We start from the raw sequence: 14,651 nt of genomic DNA on the forward strand, positions 1-14,651 counted from the left end.
GTCAGCCGAGGTATTCGATGCTGTAGATCCGGATGGTCTGGGCTTCGTCGTTGACGGCGAGCCGGACGGTGATCAGGGATCGGACGAGGGTGCGGTTGATGCCGTCGTCGATGCCCCAGGGTTCGGTTTCGATGTACGGCTCGTGGCAGGCGTCGGCGAGTGCGGCGGTGAGTTGCCGGCTGGCCTCGTCGGGGAGGCTGTCCCAGATGGCCTGGAGGTCGTCGTCACAGATGAGCCGGTACACGGCTACAGCCTGTCAGGTCAGGCGGCGCCTTGGGTCCGGTTTCGGGCAGCTTCTGCGAGGACACGTTCGGTGACGTCGGTCCACTGGCCGGGCGGCTCTTCGCCGCGCTGTTCGGCTGCTGCGATCTCCCGGCCGCGGTTGGCTGCCTCGATGGAGCGCTGGGCGATGCCCTGCCATTTGGCGAAGACGTGCAGCAGCTGGTGCGCCGGCGCCCGGTTGATTTCCCCAAGGAAGCGTTGGGCGAGGGTGGGGTTGCCGAGGGCGTCACGGATGGACTCGATCGTCCACGGCTGATCGCTCATGACTGCCCTCCGAAACTCAAACCGGCTGCAGTTTCAGGCTACGGGAAATCAGCATCGTTTACTGACGCTGCGGGGGAAGTCTTCCCTGGACGTCCCTTGTGCGGGTTGCCTGTGGCAAGCCGCCGCAGGGGCGCCCAGTGGAGGGCGCCGGCCTCCTAGCACTGTGCCTGCTGCGATCCTTGTTGCCTGCGGGCTGTGCCCTGCGCCACACCGCCCCCGCCCGGCTTGCTGTGGATCTCCCACCTGAGCAGTCTCGGTTCATCCCCCTTGCCCTCGCGGAGGTCGCCCCGTGAACTGCCCCAGCCCGCGCTGCGGTTCCTCGAACGTCCAGCTCCTCTCCCACTACCGCGACAGCCTGCCGCCGGGTTCGAAGCTGCGGGATACCTACGCAGAGCCAGCCGCGGCGGAGGGTTCGTATCTGCTGGCGGTCGGCCTGGTGATCCTCGGGATCGTCGCGGCGGCGTCGGGGACGGTACTGGCCGGTCTGGCGGCGATCGCTGCCGGACTGGGGTGGGGTGCGGTGATCCACCGGCGGGTCGAGGACGCGGACCGGGCGCGGGCGGCGTGGGGGAACCGGCGGATATGCCTGGCGTGTACTGAGCAGTGGACGCCGTGACGGGAGCTGGCGTGGCGCCCGTGTGCATCCGGTGAACTAGCAGGCGTTACGCCCGACTTCGGGAGCATGCGTCACATAGAATGATCGCAGAAACGGCAACGGCCGGACGGGGCTAACCGTCCGGCCGTTTCTGCTTCGAGCGGGGCACCACCCCCGCTGCAACACCTGCTGCCCAACCGCGAAAGAAGGCAGACCAACAGCTATGACCATACCGTTCTGCACTCGCCCCTGCCAGACGGGGGTGGCCAGTTGAGGACGTTCCGATCCAAGCCGAAGACCGGCTGGACCCCCGTCAGCAACCGTGACGTCGCCCAGAACTACACGCTCAGCCTCAAGGCCAAGGGTCTGCTCCTCACACTGCTCTCCCATCCGGACGGCGGCGGGATGACGATCGAGCGCCTCGCTTACCTCCACAAGGCAGCTGGCGGGAAGGGCGAAGGGGAACATGCGATCCGCGAGGGCCTCAAGGAGCTCCGGGCCGCCGGTCTGGTGGCCCAGACGAAGGAGCGAGCTGACGGCCGATGGCGGACAACGACTGCGGTGAGTGACACGCCGGAGGGTCTATCACTGCTGCTCAAGGCGCTCGCCCCGGGGTCAGGTTTTCAGGGGGCCTGAATTTCAGGAGGCCGGAAGAACAGGAGTCCTGAGATTGCCACCTCTTACTAAAGACGGTCACTGAAAGATGGCTGGCTGGAAAATCTGCTCCCTCGAAGAGGGCAAGCCTCCTAGCTTGCTCGCCGTGTTTCGCGCGCGAGACCACGCTCGCTGATTGCGAGCAGCAGGACGAGTACGAGCAGCATCACTCGCTGTAGCTGCGAGCGGCGGAGCCCCCTCGGTCTATTCGATCAAGGGGGTCACGGTCACCCGCCCGCCGGCTCGGTCTGCCGCCCGGGGCATTCGGGGCAGAGTTCGAGTCCGGCGTTGGTGGGCGGGCAGTCGCAGCGTTCCTTCGGCTCCTCGGCCGCCGCTGGTCCGGGCATGTCCTGCTCGTCCCGCCACGCTTCGACGGCATAGTGCCGGATGACGGTGTCGGCGACCGCGTGCAGGACGGGTTCGGGTAGCTGGTGCCCGTGCCGGTGGAGGGTGCTGCCGATCGCGGTGGCGAGAGCCTGACTGCGGGCCGCGTGGGCGGAGGCTGCCGGATTGTTCGGGGTTGTTCGCGCGGGTTCATCGGCGGGCTCGTGAACATCGGCATGGAGGTGGCGGACGGGGAACCGGCCGCCGCAGCTGCACTGCTTGGGCCATGCGCTGCGGTCGGCCATGAAGGCGTGCGCCCAGTCCTGCTCCCAGTCGCAGTCGATGACGTAGCAGCGCCAGCCGTTTGTGGTGGCTTTGAGGACAGCGTTCGGGTGGGCGGGGTGTTCGTAGCCGCAGGTGAACGGGTGCATCCAGCCGCCCTGCTGGAACTCGTTGAGGGCGGCTACCTGTTCGGGCGTCCACGGGGCACGGATCTTGTCGGTCACGCTGCTGCCTCTTGTCGCTGGTTGTTGCCGGCGATGGCGGCGAGGTCGGCGAGTGTGATCTCTCCGTGCCAGATCGCCAATGCGACGGCGTGTGCCCGGTCGTGGGCGCCGAGGGCGTTGTAGGCGTTACCGAGGACGCGGTTGACGCCTTGCGCGGAGATCCGGAGGCGGTGGCCGATCTGCTGGTTGGTGTGGCCGGCTGCGGCGAGAAGGAGGATTTCGCGCTGTCGGCGGGTGAGGGGTCGCGGGGCGGGCTGGATCACAGGTAGCTCCCTATGAGTCGGATGGTGTGCATGCGTTTCAGCTGATCGGCGGTGATGCCTTGGGCGAGGAGTTCGGCTTCTTCCTGTTCGCGGAGTCGCCGGTTGCGTCGGCCGCGGTGACGGCGTTGGGGTGTGAGGTCGGTCCAGTCGGGGTCGCAGACGAGGGCGAGCTGGGTGGCAGTCACGGCTGGCTGCCGTTGATCGCTCGGGCGACCGCGAGAGCGTTGCGCATGTCGGCGCAGGGCCAGTCCTCGTCACCGCACCAGTCGCAGCCGTGCGGACCGCCGCAGTTGTGTCCGCTCAGCCGCTTGCCGGGGCAGCCGGGTTCGTGGAGGGCGCCGATCTCGCGGAGGAGCTTGGCGACGTGCGCGCGGGCGCTGATGAGTGCGGCGACTGCGGGTGTTGCGGTGAGGGCTCCGGTGAAGCGGGCGGTGCGCAGCTTGTCGGCTGCTGTGGTGAGTTCTTCGGCGGGTGTCATGGCTGCTCCTGGGTGTGGGCCGCCCCGCGCGAGGGGCGGGCGGAGGACGGGGTCAGGCTCGGTCGTCGAGGATCAGTCCGTGCAGCCAGGCGGCGTCCTCGGTGCTGACGTGCTGGCCTGCGGTGGGCTGGACGATGAGCTGGGTGGGCTGTCCGTCCAGGTCGCGTTCGTCGCCGACGCGGACTCCCCAGGCGCAGCGGGTCGGCGCGCCGTGGCCGTCGATGCAGAACATGCAGGGGAGTTCGTGGTCGACGGCGGCGGTGGGCCAGTCGAGCCAGACGATGCGGGTGTGGCCGCCGTGTCCGTGGATGGCTTCGGCGTCTTCGATGCGGTCCCAGTGGACGGTGGATGCCTTGCCTCCGAGCCAGCGGAGGGTGGCGGTGCCGTCGGTCCAGAGGACGCCGTCGGCGACTCGGCCCGTGCCGGAGGCTCCGGTGATGTCGACGTCGTGGTGGAGGTAGAAGCGGCGGGGAGTGGTGGACTCGGTCATGGTGCTGCTCCGGTTCAGTTGGTGATGCGGTGGACGGTGATCCCGGCAGCCTCGGCGAGGCGGTCAGACGGGGGTCTCCAGGTGGCGGTGGTATCGGCAGGTGCAGCCGGGCTGGTCGCCGTCGCAGCAGCCGCACTGCTTGTGGTCGACGCGGTAGGCGACGGGCGGCAGGTCGGGGGCGTCGGGGCGTGGCATCCAGATTTCGAACAGGCCGCAGCCGGTGCAGCGTTGCTGCCGGTGGGTGCGGATCATTTCCTCGGCCCATGCGGCGTGCGCGAACTGCCGTCTGGGGTGCGGCGTGTGCTGGGCTGCGTTCGGGCAGGTCATGCCGCCTCCCCGCAGACGTGGTCATCGGGTTCGAACGGCTGCCCGTTCTCGTCGTGCAGGCGCAGTCCGTCGTCCTCGTCGTACCAGCCGTCTCCGGTGGCGCCGCAGTTCCCGCACTCCCAGGTGCCTGCCAGGCTGATCCCGGTGAAGCCCCCACTGTTCGTGGCCACGGTCAGGCCTCCTTCGCGGTGATGGGCTCGTCGCAGGCGCACCGCTCCCCGTACCGGGTGACCGGGCATTGGTCGGCGGGGTGCGTGGGGTGGCCGCAGCCGTCGCACGTCTCCTCGCCGTCTGCCACAGCCTCCACCGGCACAGCAGGGGCGGCGGCGGGCCGCTCCAATTCGCGGATGCGGCGGTTCAGCCGCGTGATCTCGATCCGCAGCCCCACTGATTCACCGTCTGCGACGTCCATCACGGCGGCGGCGATCTCCTCGGCGCCACCGTCGTCCGCGTCCCACCATCGCCGAATGGCTGCCACGTACCTGTAGCGGCGGGCATGTTCGGCGGCAGTGGGCTGCCGTTGCGCCGGGGGCCTCGATGGCGTCGTGTTCGGCCGGTAGAGCTGCTCCAACTCCCGCAGCGTGCAGCCATGCAGCACGGGCAGGACCGCGTCTGCCATCTCTTCGAACGTCTCCCGGTCGGAGGTGTACACGTTCGGCCAGTGCGGGTCGCGGGGAGGCCGCTCACGCTCGTACAGCGCCTCGGCGATGCGGTCGCGGAGCGCCCCACCCGACAACAGGGCAGGAGCGGTGTCCGGGCCGGGGCACAGGAACGGGTACGGCAGATCTGTGCCGGAGCAGGCCGGGCAGTCCTCCGCGTTCCCGCCGACATGCGCCGGACGCAACGGCGCGGCGGACGCCGACTTGGCCGGGTCGATCAGATCAGCGGCAGCAAGACGATGCTTCCCCGCCGCGGTGTCGACGCCCCAGACGGCAGTGTCCTTCCGCTGCACGGTGGCGAGTTCCAGCGCGGCACGGATCGCGGACACGACGGCCGGGGTGCGGATCACCTCGGGGAGTTGCTGCTCCCACGCGTCGGCCATCTCCCCGAAGCGGGTGAGTGCGGCTTGCTGTCGTCCGGCGTGCGAGGCGAGAGCGGTGTGGGCCCGCATGAGGGTGTCGGCCCGGCTGGGCACGGCAGACACGGCGGCGAGCGCGGCCACGGCGATGTTCCGCGGGTCGTCGACGACGAGGCTCGTGCCCTCGGTCCGGCACTGCTCCCACACCGCGGCGGCGATCGCTTCCAGTTGCGGGTGGCCGTCGATCCAGTCGGCGGGGGTCTCGGGGGGCGTCATGAGGTGTTCTCCTGTCGGTTTCGGCGGGCGTGCATGCGGGCTTTGATCTGCTCCTGAGTGGGTGGGGTCCATTGGTGCCAGCCGACGGGCGGCTTCCACCGCTGCATGTGGTCGCGTTGGTCGATACCGCAGTGGCGGCAGCCGGACGGGGTGGGTTCGGTGTCCGCCGCCTGTACCCCGTCGCGGGCTTCTACGGCCCCTAGGAGCGTCTGGGAGCCGTCCGGCGTCCCGTTGTCGGTCCGGACGTCTGCGGCAGCCTCAGAGGCGCCACCGGACGCCGGGCGGGGGTGCGGGGTCACAGCGCGGCCTCCGAAGCAGCGACCGCAGCGGCGATCCGGGCGTAGGCACGCTCGCGCTGGCTGCACTGCTCCCGGAGATCCCAGCAGGCCGCACGCAGACGAGCGATGCGCTGCTCCCGGCGGGCGTCGAGCCAGTCGAGGATGGTCCCGAAGCTGTAGCGGGCGATCTGCTCGGGCGAGAGGCTGAGGAGCCAGTCGGGGCGTACCTCGTACTCGTCGTCGGCGGTATCGGTGCTGGTCACGAAGGTCTCCTGCTCGGTTTGGTGACGGTCAGAGGGCGGTCGGCTGGTCATGCGGTGACGGGAAGCCGCAGGTAGTGGACGGGTCAGGGGGCCTGGTCAGGCGGTGTGCTGGTCGAAGAGGCCGAGTTGGTCGCCGAGCGGCTGGTTGGCCCACAGCACCTCGGTGCGGGCCTTGTCGCCCTTCGCGTTGCCCGTTGCGGTCGACGTCTCGTACCGGTGCCAGCCGTCGTACAACTCGTCGTAGAGCGGGCTGTGGTAGCCGGACAGGACCACGGTCGCCCTGCAATCGCCGAGCGCGGCCGCCAACTCCCGGTGCTCCTGCTCGCCCTTCATCTCGACCCGGTAGTTCGACCACTGGCGAGTCGTGCCGAGGTAGGGCGGGTCGACGTACAGCAGGACCTCGCGGCCGCGCCCGTACTTGCCGATGAGGTCTAGCGCCGGGCGGCATTCCAGGCTGACCTCGTGGAGGCGCTCGGCCGCGGCCGCGAGCCGGGTGACGGAGGCGTCGAGCCGGTCGGGCATCGAGGTGCCGGAGCCGCACGGGTCGATGTAGTGCCGCCACCCGGTCCGACGCAGCGTGCCGGACCGTCCCTGGGTGAGGCGCACCCAGACGCGGCGCGCGGTTTCCAGGTCGTCGCCGTCCGGGGCGTCCGCGTAGGCGGCGATCTGTTCGGCGTGGGCGTGGGGGGTCAGTGCGCAGGCCCGGATGAGGTCCTGGGGACGCTCGCGCAGGACACGCCAGAACGTCATCAGCTGACCGTCGAGGTCGTTGACGGTCTCCATCAGCGACGGACGCTTGGCGAGGAGCACGGACAGGCCGCCGGCGAAGGGTTCGACGTAGTGCTCGTGCGCGGGCAGCAGGTCGACGATCCAGTCGGCGATGGTCTGCTTGCTGCCGAAGTACGGGACGGGCGGCTTCACGGCTGGGCCTTTCGTGGTGGTCGGGTTCGGCGGGGTCAGGCGGGTGGTGTCGGGGAGGCGGGCGATCAGGCGGCGGGGGTCACCGGCTCACGGGTGCGCTGCAGCCGGGCCAGGCGCGCTTCGACGTCGGGCTCGTCGCGGCCGCCCCACTCGCCGCGGCGCACCCACTCGCGGCCGATCCATTCCGTGTAGGTCGGCGGGATCGCCTCGGTGAGTTCCTCGTGGACGTCGGTCCACCAGATGCCCATCGCGGCCTGCATCTCGGCGACTGACCCCTTGCCGCCGCCCTTGCCGTAGGCGGCGATGTACGGGCCGTCCCGGTAGACGCCGTGCCGCCAGCCCCGGACAGGGCCGCGGTGCTTGCGGTGCGGCATCGGCTGTGCCGGCTGGGCGCCGATCCAGCCGAGTTCGAAGTGCCGGTGCCGGATCACCCCGAGGTCGAACTGTTCGCCGCAGAGGGTGAGATCGCGGCGGAGCGGGGCGCCGGGGACGTTCTCCATGACCCAGTCGACGCCGTACCACAGGCACAGTTCGCGCATCGGAGGGATGAGGTCGATGTAGGCGCGGCCGCGGTTGGTGCCCTTGGTCAGTGCGGTGTGGGCCTGGCAGGGCGGGGAGGCGTGGACGAGGTGGAAGTCCTGGCAGCGGTCGCGCATGACGGTGAGGGCGTCGGCCTGGATGAACTCGAACGGGTAGCGGGGGCGGTCGACGATGTCGACGCCGACGACGTCGAACCCGGCGAGGTAGTAGCCCATGCCCGCTCCGCCGGCGCAGCAGAACAGGTCGAGGACGCGGGGGCGGCGCGAGATCATGCGGCAGCCTCCTTGCTGCGGGCGCGGTAGACGGTGCGCTCGGAGCAGCGGACGCGTTCGGCTATGACCGCGGCCGACAACTGCCAGCTGTCCAGGCGGGTGATGGCGGCATGGCGTTCACGCGGGGTAAGCCGTGCGGGCGGATCCCCGGCCGCGGCCCGCTCGATCGCGGCCTCGTCGGGTTGGGCGGGCGTGTAGTTGGTGGCGTGCCATGTCTGGTTGCGGCTGCGGGCGCAGGCCAGGCAGTACAGCCAGCCGTTCGGGTAGAAGGCGCGGTTCTCCGGGAAAGAGTGGCCGTGCCTGCATGTGGGGCTGTCGGCGGCGGTCAGGTAGGCGGGGAGGCCGAGGCGTTTACGGTGCCTAGCGATGGTGGTGCGGGCGGCACCGGTGGCCTGGTGGATGCTTCGGTCGCTGTGCCTGGCGCGGAGCAGGGTCTCGATCTGCTGCCGGGTCTCGGGGGTCACGCGGCTTCTCCTTCCTGGGTCTGATGAACCGCTCGCCGGGCCGGGTTGCCGCCGCAGCGGGCGCAGGTGCAGGTGTCGGGTGGCGGGGTGGGGCCGGAGGCTGCGGTGCCGAGGGGCCAGCCGCCGCAGTGGGTGATCGTGTAGCCGGGGTGTTCGGCGACGGGCTCGGCACTGGCCGACTCGGGCCGCGTGACGGCGCGGCCGGTGATGTGGCGGAGGTAGTCGCGGAAGCTGTCGGGGTCTTTGCGGAGTTCGGCGACGTCCTCGACACGGAGTTCGCCCATCAGGCCGCCTCCCCGTGCTCGAACCGGGCAGTGCGTCCCAGCGTGTAGGCCGCCTCGATGTACGGGCCGGCAGTCATTCCCGGGTGGAGCATGGGCTTCGTCAGGTCGCCCTTGGGCGGCTTCACCGAGGGGCGTCCGACGGGGATCGGCATGGCGCCCCAGCGCTGGAAGGTCTCCAGGTCCCGGGTCTTCATGTCGCTCAGGTCGGCGCCCAGGTGCTCAAGGTCGTTTGCTGCCATGAGCCAGTGCAGTCCGTACAGGACTGGCGGGAAGGTGCACTCGTCGGAGCAGCGGTGGAGTTCGCCGCAGTACGCGCCACGGGTAACGCTGTGGTGCAGCGGCGCAGCGCCGTTGGTGTCGGGGATCTGGCCGAGGATGAGCAGGTTGGTGCTGCCGCCGTCGGGGCCGAGGCCCTTGGTGGGGTGGACCGCGTCAGCAAGGAGGCTCAGATCGAGCCAGCTCTGGCTGCCTTTGACTTCGACCCACCATCCGATGTCGGGCAGGAGGAAGTCGGGGAGGTAGGGGCGCCGGTCTTCGCCTACGTGGAACCCCTGCGGCTCGTACTCCCAGCGGATGCCGAGGTCGTTGAAGACGTGCGCCCAGCGGGCTTCCAGGCGGCTGCGGAAGTGGTGGCCGGAGTAGTACGTGTTGATCGCCTGGATGGTCATGCGGCACCGCCGAGGGCGGAGGTCGGCGACCAGCTGGGCGGGGCGATGGAGCGGAGCCGGCCGAACTCGCCCTGGAAGTTGAGGGTGATCTCGCGGCCCTGGCCGCCGTTGCGGTTCTTGCCGACGATCAGTTCGACCTTTCCGGCGGTGCGTCCGGTGTCGGAGCCGTCGGCGGCGAGCTCGCGGTGGAGCAGGAGGATGACGGAGGCGTCCTGCTCGATCTGCGAGGAGTCCTTGAAGTCGGTGACGAGCGGCTTGCGGCCTACGGCCCCGCGGTTGAACTGGGCGAGCGCGATGACCGGGACGGCGAACTCGTCGGCGATGAGCTTCAGCCCGCGGGAGATTTTGGCGACCTCCTGGGCGCGGTTCGCGTCGCCTGCCTTCGTGGACTCGGGGGTGACGAGCTGCATGTAGTCGACGACGACGAGGCCGGGCCGCTGCCCCTGGGACACCATCCACCGCACCCGGGCGCGGATCTTCGGGACGGTGAGTGCCGGGGAGTCGTCGAGGATGAACTTGTCGGCGTTCTGCAGCCGGTCGGACACCTTGGCGATGCGCACCCAGTCGTCGTCGGTGAGCTTGCGGCGGATCAGGTGGTCGAGCTTGACGCCGGCCTCGGCGGCGGTGAGCCGGGCGATGAGTTCTTTGCGGGTCATCTCCATGGAGGCGACGAGGACGGGCTTGCCGCGGCGCAGGGCGACATGGGCGGCGAGGTTGAGGCCGAGGAGGGACTTGCCGCCGCCGGTTGCGGCGCCGACGACGGTGAGTTCCTTGGGCTTGAACTGGACGACCTCGTTGAGGTCCTTCCATGGGGAGTCGAGGGCGTCGGGGTCGTGGCCTTCGCTGAGTTCGTCTACGAAGTCGGTCCAGTTGTCGGCGACGGACAGGCCCTCTTCTGCTTCGCCGCCCGCGGCCTCGGCGAGCAGGGCCTGGAAGTCGGCCAGGGCCTTGTCGAGGATCACTTCGGGTTCGGCCTCGGCCATGCGGGAGGATCCGCCGGCTTCGGTGCTGATCTGCATGATGCGGCGCAGGCGGTAGAGCCGCACGACGATGTCGGCGTACCACTCGGTGTTGGCCGCGGTAGGGATCATCTGCACGCAGTGGTGCAGGTATGCGGCGCCGCCGATCTTGTCGAGTTCACCGCTGCGCTTGAGGTAGTCAGAGACGGTGATCGGGTCGGGGCGGACGCCGGGTGCTCCGTGCAGGGCGAGGATGGCGCGATAGATCGTCTCGTGCTTGGGCCAGTAGAAGGCAGGCCGGGTGCCGATGACGCGTTCGGCGTCGTTGACCCCGAGGGGGGCGAGGAGCATCCCGCCCATGACGGCCTGCTCGGCTTCGAGGTTGCGGGGCAGTTCGGTCGCCGTCGATCGGTCGGAGTCGTCCATGGGCGGCTCGTCGTACTGGTCGGTCACTTTCGGGCTCCTTGGGTGGCGGGGTGGCAGATCGAGCAGGGGATGAGGACGGGGAGGCCTTGCTCATCCTCGACTTCACGCAGCCGTGTGTCGGGGTGGCAGTCGATGTCGCCGCAGTGCGGGCCGGTCTGACGTGGCGGCGAATCGCGACTGGACGGGGCGCGGCCCTTGGTGGTGGGCAGGCCGCGCCAGGTGCCGCGGAGGAACCAGGTCGCGTACTGGACCTGCTGACCGGGCCGCCGGGCGTCGCGGGCTCGCTGGACGAGGATGGCGATGTCGACGCGGTCGATGAGATCGAGTAGGTCGCGCCACTCGTCGGTGCGCATCGTCCAGGAGACGACGATCCCGGCTTCGGTCATCGCGTCGATGAGCGGCTGGGCCTCGCGCAGCGCGTCCCGTCGTCCTCCGGCCCGTCCCTCAGTCGACTGTGGGTTGTAGTTATGGGTCTGGTGATGTGGTTTGAAATTCGAACCGCTAGCGACGGATTTCAAACCACTAGCGGCGCCTTGCGGTTCGAGATTCGAACCACTAGCTGAGGCCGATTCGTCCTCTAGCGGTTTGAAGTTCGAACCACTAGAGCGATCTTCGGAGGCCCCTAGTGGTTTGATATTCGAACCACTAGAGGGCGTCGGGCGGACGTAGTCGACGGCCTTCGGCAGCCGGTACAGCGACGCCCTGGTCCCCTTGCCGGCCTCCACGACCTCAAGCTCGCCAAGCTTCTCGGCGGCCCTCAGGGCATCCCGAACCGCGGGCCGGCCCGCATTCAGGGCGGACATGAGGTCGGCATAGCTCAAGCGCACCTCGCACGCAGAGGTGCGCACCTGGTCCGCGACGGAGAGCAGCGCGAGCCGGGCGTTCCCCTTGGACTGGGAGTGCTTCCACACCCAGTGCATGGCGTCGAGGGTCACGTGTTTCCTTCTCTCGGGTGTTCGTGCTGGTCGTAGGCATGTGGGCATGGGGTGCCTACGGCGGCACACGGTCCCGATCGCCGTGTTTCGCATGGGAACAGCCTACCCCAAGGTGCCCGTGCACCCGAGGGGCATTCGAGGGGCACTTTGGAGAGGGGTGGTGTCCAGCCAGTGCACGGTCAGCTACGCTGTCGACATGACGACGAAGGGAACCCCTGGCCGCGTAGTCCGCGTCGACGACGACACGTGGGCCGCATACGGGGAGGCATGCGCAGCCAAGGGCCTCGCCCGTGCCGCTGACCTGCGCGTCTACATCAACCGCGAGATCTCTGCGCACAAGCGCCGACTGGCTGCCGAGCAGCGCGACGCCGGCACCGCGCGCAACATCGCCGAGTCCTGACACCTTTCCTCCTCTCCCTGGCCTCGCCGTGTGCGGGGCCGCTGTCGTGTGCGGTTAGGCCGTCTTCTTGCTGGCGGGTATGGCGCGGAGCTCGGCCGCGGCTTCGGTGAGTCGCTGGGCCATCCGTTCGAGCGATGTGGCTTGGTAGCCGATGTCGTCGAGGGCCTTGTCCTGGGCGTCGGCGTTGCGGATGTAGTCGGCGATGGCACGTCCGGCGAGTGCGGGGTCGACCTGCTGTTTCCAGGACGAGGAGCCGATCTGGAAGCCGAGGTCCTTCTCCAGTTGGGCGAGCGCGTCGAGCCGGTGCTTGATCTCGGGGTCGTTCTTCGAGGAGAGCTCGCGGCGGAGCTGCTGTTCGCGGTTGTGGTGCTCTTGCTGGAGTCGCATGCTCTGGGTTCGCAGGGCGTTGACGCGGGTGGTCTCGGTGTTCTTCAGCAGGGTGAGCAGCAGGTTCATGGTGAGCTTGGGCTCGCGCACAGCGGGCTTGACGACGGTCTTGAATCGTCGCCCGCGAGGGTTGGGGATCATGAGCCCCCAGCCCTCCGGAACCTCCTCAGCCGGCACCACGTCGGTGCTGGGCGCGACGACCCAGAAGCGGCTGCTGTACGGCCACCACGCCTCGGCCTTGGCTGGGTTGTCGAGTTCGCGCCGCCAGTCGGAGCGGGACGTCTTCAGTTCGCAGACGTCGATGTCGCCGGCGCCGCGGGACTGCCACAGGCCGAGGTAGACGGCGTCGGCCCGCCGGTTGCTGCCGGGCGCGGTGACCTCGGTGAGGAAGACCGCGCCGGCGCCGGCCTGGGAGAGCCTGTCCTCGGGCTTGATGTAGTGGGCGTGGAGTGCGTCGAGGAGCTGCGGGGTGGTCATGGTGTTCACGCCGCCTCCCCGAGCCGCCGCCGCATGGCTTCTTCGCGCTCCTGGCGGGCGGCTTCGGCTCGCCGACGGAGGACCACGGCCAGCTGGTCGCCGATGTACTTGCGGTTGCCGCCGAGCTGTTTGGCGATGGAGTCGACGGATTCGCCGAGCAGGTAGAGGTGCTCGATCTCGGCGATCCTGTCGTTGTCGCGGACGTACTTGGGGCTGGCCCCGTAGGCGGCTGTCTGCTCCGGCTGGCAGTCGGGGTCGTCGATGGCGGCGCCATCCCAGGCGGCCGGTCCGTGCCAGCCTTCGCGGGCCGCCAGGTTGCGGGCCATGACGATCGAGCGGGCGGGCACGCCATGGTTCTGCGGGGAGCGCGCCTGGACCGTTCGGTAGCCGATGGCGATTCGGCGTGCGGTGGATGCCAGCACCCGGTCGCCGTGGATGATGTCGGTCAGGCGGCGCGGGTGGAAGCCGAGCTGCGGGCCCAGCGCCTTGAGCGGCCAGCCCATGGCCACGAGCGCCTGCAGTCGGCGCCGGGTGCCGGTGGCGTCGACGATCGTGTTCGCGGTGACGGGCCTGGCCTGGAGGGGGATACGCAGGATGCGTTCGGCAACCTCGGGCCGGATGCGGCGGGCCTGCTTGTTGACGCCGTCGTAGAGGATGCGCGACAGGGTGGCGGGCGAGACCTCGGCGGCCTTCTCGATGCCGGGGAGGCTGTGGCCGAGCGCCCGGAGCCGGCCGATGTGCTGCCGGGCGGGTTCGGCGTCCACGAAGGGCTGCCAGGTGCCGTAGCCCTTCTGCCGGTAGCGGCGCCGGTCGTACTCCAGGGAGCGGGCGACGCACTCCGCCCGCTTGCAGCTGTATTCCTTGACGCAGGTGAGGTTGCGGTGGTGGGGGGCTTCGCGAACGACGGTGCTCACGGCTGGTTCTCCTTCCGGGGCTGCTGGATGTCGGCGATGGTCTGGCGTGCGCGGGCGAAGGAGTCGGCGACGCGGGTGATGGCGGCGTAGGCGGCGAGGAGTCCGCCGACGAGGAGCACGCCGGGCCCGAAAACGATCACGAAGTTGAGGGCGAAGTCGGCGACCGGCGACAGGGCAAGGCCGGCGTGCTGGTAGCCGTGGACCATGTCGGCGTTCACTGGCCTCCCCCTCGGCGTGCGGGGCGGACGATGAGCGCGTACACGACGGCGGCGACGCCGATCGTGAAACCGAGGCAGGCGAGGAACAGGGCGGCAGCGTGACCCATCAGGCGGCCCTCCCCTGTATGGCCTCGACGGTTCCCCGCCAGCGCCTGCACGCGGACTTGTCCCGGGCGAGCCCGAAGCCGTCGTAGCGGACGATCCGTTCGCGGCGCAGGCGGCCCATCAGTCGGGCCCAGTCGCGTTCCTGGCAGGGCGGGTGGGGCAGGTTGTGGGCGTCGGCGACTTTCCAGCAGACGAACGGACGCCCCGACTTGGCGGCCTCCACGAAGGTGGGCCAGACCTCGGACTCCCACGCCTCGTAGTCCTCGACGACCCGGCGGGAAATGGCGGGGGCCGAGGCTTCGACGGCGCCGTGGTCGAAGACGGGGGCGATGTGGCTCATGACGCGGTCTCCTCGGGCGTGCCGTGCTGCTCCAGCTCGGCGTCGGTTATCAGCGGGTGCGGGATGCGACCGGCGCGCAGGACGTCGCGCAGGTCGGAGGCCGCGGTGCGGTAGGCGTGGTTGCGTTCGATCCGCGCGGACTCGGCGGGCGAGACGGCGTCGACGAACAGGCCCTCGTCCGGGTCGGGCGCCGGGCCGGCCATCTGCTCCCAGCGGTCGGCGAGCGTGGTGAGCGTGGCCCGCAAGTCGGCTTCGGTCTGACGCATGGCCTTGGTGGTCATGTGTGGTCTCCTGGGTGGTGCCGGCCGGCCGCCTTAAGGGTG

The 14,651-nt window shown here is 69.7% G+C and carries 26 protein-coding genes; 3 read left to right on the plus strand and 23 right to left on the minus strand.

Features of this window, described 5'->3' with window-relative positions:
- Window position 1: 1 nt before the first annotated feature.
- Together ACFWPQ_RS01930 and ACFWPQ_RS01935 are read right to left on the minus strand one after the other, a co-directional pair.
- A complete protein-coding gene (locus ACFWPQ_RS01930) occupies window positions 2-244 on the minus strand; it encodes a hypothetical protein (RefSeq protein ID WP_384028924.1) in 243 nt (80 codons plus the stop codon).
- Window positions 245-261: 17 nt separating this feature from the next.
- The gene (locus ACFWPQ_RS01935) at window positions 262-546 is read right to left on the minus strand and encodes a hypothetical protein (RefSeq protein WP_384028926.1); all 285 of its coding nucleotides are present in this window, start codon (window positions 544-546) and stop codon (window positions 262-264) included.
- A gap of 289 nt (window positions 547-835) precedes the next feature.
- On the opposite strand from ACFWPQ_RS01935, the gene ACFWPQ_RS01940 reads away from it, so the two are divergent.
- Together ACFWPQ_RS01940 and ACFWPQ_RS01945 are read left to right on the plus strand one after the other, a co-directional pair.
- Window positions 836-1,162 (plus strand): hypothetical protein, encoded by a 327-nt coding sequence (locus tag ACFWPQ_RS01940; RefSeq protein ID WP_384028928.1) that lies wholly within the window; start codon window positions 836-838, stop codon window positions 1,160-1,162.
- Between the two features lie 249 nt (window positions 1,163-1,411).
- Window positions 1,412-1,777, plus strand: a complete 366-nt coding sequence (locus tag ACFWPQ_RS01945; RefSeq protein ID WP_384028930.1) for a hypothetical protein — start codon at window positions 1,412-1,414, stop codon at window positions 1,775-1,777.
- 245 nt (window positions 1,778-2,022) lie between these two features.
- On the opposite strand, the gene ACFWPQ_RS01950 is transcribed toward ACFWPQ_RS01945, so the two are convergent.
- The 16 genes from ACFWPQ_RS01950 to ACFWPQ_RS02025 form a co-directional block, all read right to left on the minus strand.
- Window positions 2,023-2,625 carry a hypothetical protein gene (locus tag ACFWPQ_RS01950; protein WP_384028932.1) on the minus strand — a complete coding sequence of 201 codons (603 nt, stop codon included), beginning with the start codon at window positions 2,623-2,625 and terminating at the stop codon, window positions 2,023-2,025.
- Window positions 2,622-2,888: a LuxR C-terminal-related transcriptional regulator gene (locus tag ACFWPQ_RS01955; protein WP_384028934.1), complete on the minus strand. Its 267-nt coding sequence runs from the start codon at window positions 2,886-2,888 to the stop codon at window positions 2,622-2,624. The genes ACFWPQ_RS01950 and ACFWPQ_RS01955 overlap by 4 nt, the downstream gene beginning before the upstream one ends.
- Window positions 2,885-3,073 carry a hypothetical protein gene (locus ACFWPQ_RS01960; RefSeq protein ID WP_384028936.1) on the minus strand — a complete coding sequence of 63 codons (189 nt, stop codon included), beginning with the start codon at window positions 3,071-3,073 and terminating at the stop codon, window positions 2,885-2,887. Before ACFWPQ_RS01960 ends, ACFWPQ_RS01955 begins: the two co-directional genes overlap by 4 nt.
- Window positions 3,070-3,366, minus strand: a complete 297-nt coding sequence (locus ACFWPQ_RS01965) for a hypothetical protein (RefSeq protein ID WP_384028938.1) — start codon at window positions 3,364-3,366, stop codon at window positions 3,070-3,072. Before ACFWPQ_RS01965 ends, ACFWPQ_RS01960 begins: the two co-directional genes overlap by 4 nt.
- A 52-nt stretch (window positions 3,367-3,418) precedes the next feature.
- A complete protein-coding gene (locus ACFWPQ_RS01970; protein ID WP_384028940.1) occupies window positions 3,419-3,856 on the minus strand; it encodes a hypothetical protein in 438 nt (145 codons plus the stop codon).
- Window positions 3,857-3,919: 63 nt separating this feature from the next.
- Window positions 3,920-4,183: a hypothetical protein gene (locus ACFWPQ_RS01975; RefSeq protein WP_384028942.1), complete on the minus strand. Its 264-nt coding sequence runs from the start codon at window positions 4,181-4,183 to the stop codon at window positions 3,920-3,922.
- The gene (locus tag ACFWPQ_RS01980) at window positions 4,180-4,353 is read right to left on the minus strand and encodes a hypothetical protein (protein WP_384028944.1); all 174 of its coding nucleotides are present in this window, start codon (window positions 4,351-4,353) and stop codon (window positions 4,180-4,182) included. The genes ACFWPQ_RS01975 and ACFWPQ_RS01980 overlap by 4 nt, the downstream gene beginning before the upstream one ends.
- 2 nt (window positions 4,354-4,355) lie before the next feature.
- Window positions 4,356-5,477 (minus strand): hypothetical protein, encoded by a 1,122-nt coding sequence (locus ACFWPQ_RS01985; protein WP_384028946.1) that lies wholly within the window; start codon window positions 5,475-5,477, stop codon window positions 4,356-4,358.
- A 295-nt stretch (window positions 5,478-5,772) separates the two neighbouring features.
- Window positions 5,773-6,018, minus strand: coding sequence for a hypothetical protein (locus tag ACFWPQ_RS01990; protein ID WP_384028948.1), 246 nt, complete (start codon window positions 6,016-6,018; stop codon window positions 5,773-5,775).
- A gap of 96 nt (window positions 6,019-6,114) precedes the next feature.
- On the minus strand, window positions 6,115-6,939 hold the full coding sequence (locus ACFWPQ_RS01995; protein ID WP_384028950.1) for a DNA adenine methylase: 825 nt from the start codon (window positions 6,937-6,939) through the stop codon (window positions 6,115-6,117).
- 65 nt (window positions 6,940-7,004) lie between these two features.
- Window positions 7,005-7,751, minus strand: coding sequence for a DNA methylase (locus ACFWPQ_RS02000; protein ID WP_384028952.1), 747 nt, complete (start codon window positions 7,749-7,751; stop codon window positions 7,005-7,007).
- The gene (locus ACFWPQ_RS02005; protein ID WP_384028954.1) at window positions 7,748-8,215 is read right to left on the minus strand and encodes a helix-turn-helix domain-containing protein; all 468 of its coding nucleotides are present in this window, start codon (window positions 8,213-8,215) and stop codon (window positions 7,748-7,750) included. The genes ACFWPQ_RS02000 and ACFWPQ_RS02005 overlap by 4 nt, the downstream gene beginning before the upstream one ends.
- Complete coding sequence (locus ACFWPQ_RS02010) at window positions 8,212-8,499, minus strand: hypothetical protein (protein WP_384028956.1); 288 nt, start codon at window positions 8,497-8,499, stop codon at window positions 8,212-8,214. Before ACFWPQ_RS02010 ends, ACFWPQ_RS02005 begins: the two co-directional genes overlap by 4 nt.
- Complete coding sequence (locus tag ACFWPQ_RS02015) at window positions 8,499-9,167, minus strand: hypothetical protein (protein WP_384028958.1); 669 nt, start codon at window positions 9,165-9,167, stop codon at window positions 8,499-8,501. Before ACFWPQ_RS02015 ends, ACFWPQ_RS02010 begins: the two co-directional genes overlap by 1 nt.
- On the minus strand, window positions 9,164-10,579 hold the full coding sequence (locus ACFWPQ_RS02020) for a replicative DNA helicase (protein WP_384028960.1): 1,416 nt from the start codon (window positions 10,577-10,579) through the stop codon (window positions 9,164-9,166). The genes ACFWPQ_RS02015 and ACFWPQ_RS02020 overlap by 4 nt, the downstream gene beginning before the upstream one ends.
- Window positions 10,576-11,487: a hypothetical protein gene (locus ACFWPQ_RS02025; protein WP_384028962.1), complete on the minus strand. Its 912-nt coding sequence runs from the start codon at window positions 11,485-11,487 to the stop codon at window positions 10,576-10,578. The genes ACFWPQ_RS02020 and ACFWPQ_RS02025 overlap by 4 nt, the downstream gene beginning before the upstream one ends.
- A 196-nt stretch (window positions 11,488-11,683) precedes the next feature.
- Here ACFWPQ_RS02025 and ACFWPQ_RS02030 point away from each other — a divergent pair, with 196 nt between their 5' ends.
- On the plus strand, window positions 11,684-11,887 hold the full coding sequence (locus ACFWPQ_RS02030) for a hypothetical protein (RefSeq protein WP_384028964.1): 204 nt from the start codon (window positions 11,684-11,686) through the stop codon (window positions 11,885-11,887).
- Window positions 11,888-11,941: 54 nt separating this feature from the next.
- Here the strand turns inward: ACFWPQ_RS02030 and ACFWPQ_RS02035 are convergent, their stop codons facing one another.
- From ACFWPQ_RS02035 to ACFWPQ_RS02055, 5 genes are all read right to left on the minus strand, one after another.
- Window positions 11,942-12,760: a hypothetical protein gene (locus tag ACFWPQ_RS02035; RefSeq protein WP_384028966.1), complete on the minus strand. Its 819-nt coding sequence runs from the start codon at window positions 12,758-12,760 to the stop codon at window positions 11,942-11,944.
- Window positions 12,757-13,665, minus strand: a complete 909-nt coding sequence (locus ACFWPQ_RS02040) for a hypothetical protein (protein WP_384028968.1) — start codon at window positions 13,663-13,665, stop codon at window positions 12,757-12,759. The genes ACFWPQ_RS02035 and ACFWPQ_RS02040 overlap by 4 nt, the downstream gene beginning before the upstream one ends.
- A complete protein-coding gene (locus ACFWPQ_RS02045; RefSeq protein WP_384028970.1) occupies window positions 13,662-13,883 on the minus strand; it encodes a hypothetical protein in 222 nt (73 codons plus the stop codon). The genes ACFWPQ_RS02040 and ACFWPQ_RS02045 overlap by 4 nt, the downstream gene beginning before the upstream one ends.
- Window positions 13,884-13,989: 106 nt before the next feature.
- Window positions 13,990-14,328 (minus strand): hypothetical protein, encoded by a 339-nt coding sequence (locus ACFWPQ_RS02050; RefSeq protein WP_384028972.1) that lies wholly within the window; start codon window positions 14,326-14,328, stop codon window positions 13,990-13,992.
- Window positions 14,325-14,609 (minus strand): hypothetical protein, encoded by a 285-nt coding sequence (locus ACFWPQ_RS02055; protein ID WP_384028974.1) that lies wholly within the window; start codon window positions 14,607-14,609, stop codon window positions 14,325-14,327. Before ACFWPQ_RS02055 ends, ACFWPQ_RS02050 begins: the two co-directional genes overlap by 4 nt.
- Window positions 14,610-14,651: the final 42 nt, after the last annotated feature.

Source organism: Streptomyces sp. NPDC058464 (genome assembly GCF_042721035.1).
GTDB lineage: Bacteria > Actinomycetota > Actinomycetes > Streptomycetales > Streptomycetaceae > Streptomyces.

Excerpts from the sequence above, each read along its gene's own strand:
- ACFWPQ_RS01935 (WP_384028926.1), bottom strand. The coding sequence starts at position 546 with ATGAGCGATCAGCCGTGGACGATCGAGTCCATCCGTGACGCCCTCGGC.
- ACFWPQ_RS01965 (WP_384028938.1), bottom strand. The coding sequence starts at position 3,366 with ATGACACCCGCCGAAGAACTCACCACAGCAGCCGACAAGCTGCGCACC.
- ACFWPQ_RS01970 (WP_384028940.1), bottom strand. The coding sequence starts at position 3,856 with ATGACCGAGTCCACCACTCCCCGCCGCTTCTACCTCCACCACGACGTC.
- ACFWPQ_RS01975 (WP_384028942.1), bottom strand. The coding sequence starts at position 4,183 with ATGACCTGCCCGAACGCAGCCCAGCACACGCCGCACCCCAGACGGCAG.
- ACFWPQ_RS01985 (WP_384028946.1), bottom strand. The coding sequence starts at position 5,477 with ATGACGCCCCCCGAGACCCCCGCCGACTGGATCGACGGCCACCCGCAA.
- ACFWPQ_RS02000 (WP_384028952.1), bottom strand. The coding sequence starts at position 7,751 with ATGATCTCGCGCCGCCCCCGCGTCCTCGACCTGTTCTGCTGCGCCGGC.
- ACFWPQ_RS02010 (WP_384028956.1), bottom strand. The coding sequence starts at position 8,499 with ATGGGCGAACTCCGTGTCGAGGACGTCGCCGAACTCCGCAAAGACCCC.
- ACFWPQ_RS02015 (WP_384028958.1), bottom strand. The coding sequence starts at position 9,167 with ATGACCATCCAGGCGATCAACACGTACTACTCCGGCCACCACTTCCGC.
- ACFWPQ_RS02030 (WP_384028964.1), top strand. The coding sequence starts at position 11,684 with ATGACGACGAAGGGAACCCCTGGCCGCGTAGTCCGCGTCGACGACGAC.
- ACFWPQ_RS02050 (WP_384028972.1), bottom strand. The coding sequence starts at position 14,328 with ATGAGCCACATCGCCCCCGTCTTCGACCACGGCGCCGTCGAAGCCTCG.
- ACFWPQ_RS02055 (WP_384028974.1), bottom strand. The coding sequence starts at position 14,609 with ATGACCACCAAGGCCATGCGTCAGACCGAAGCCGACTTGCGGGCCACG.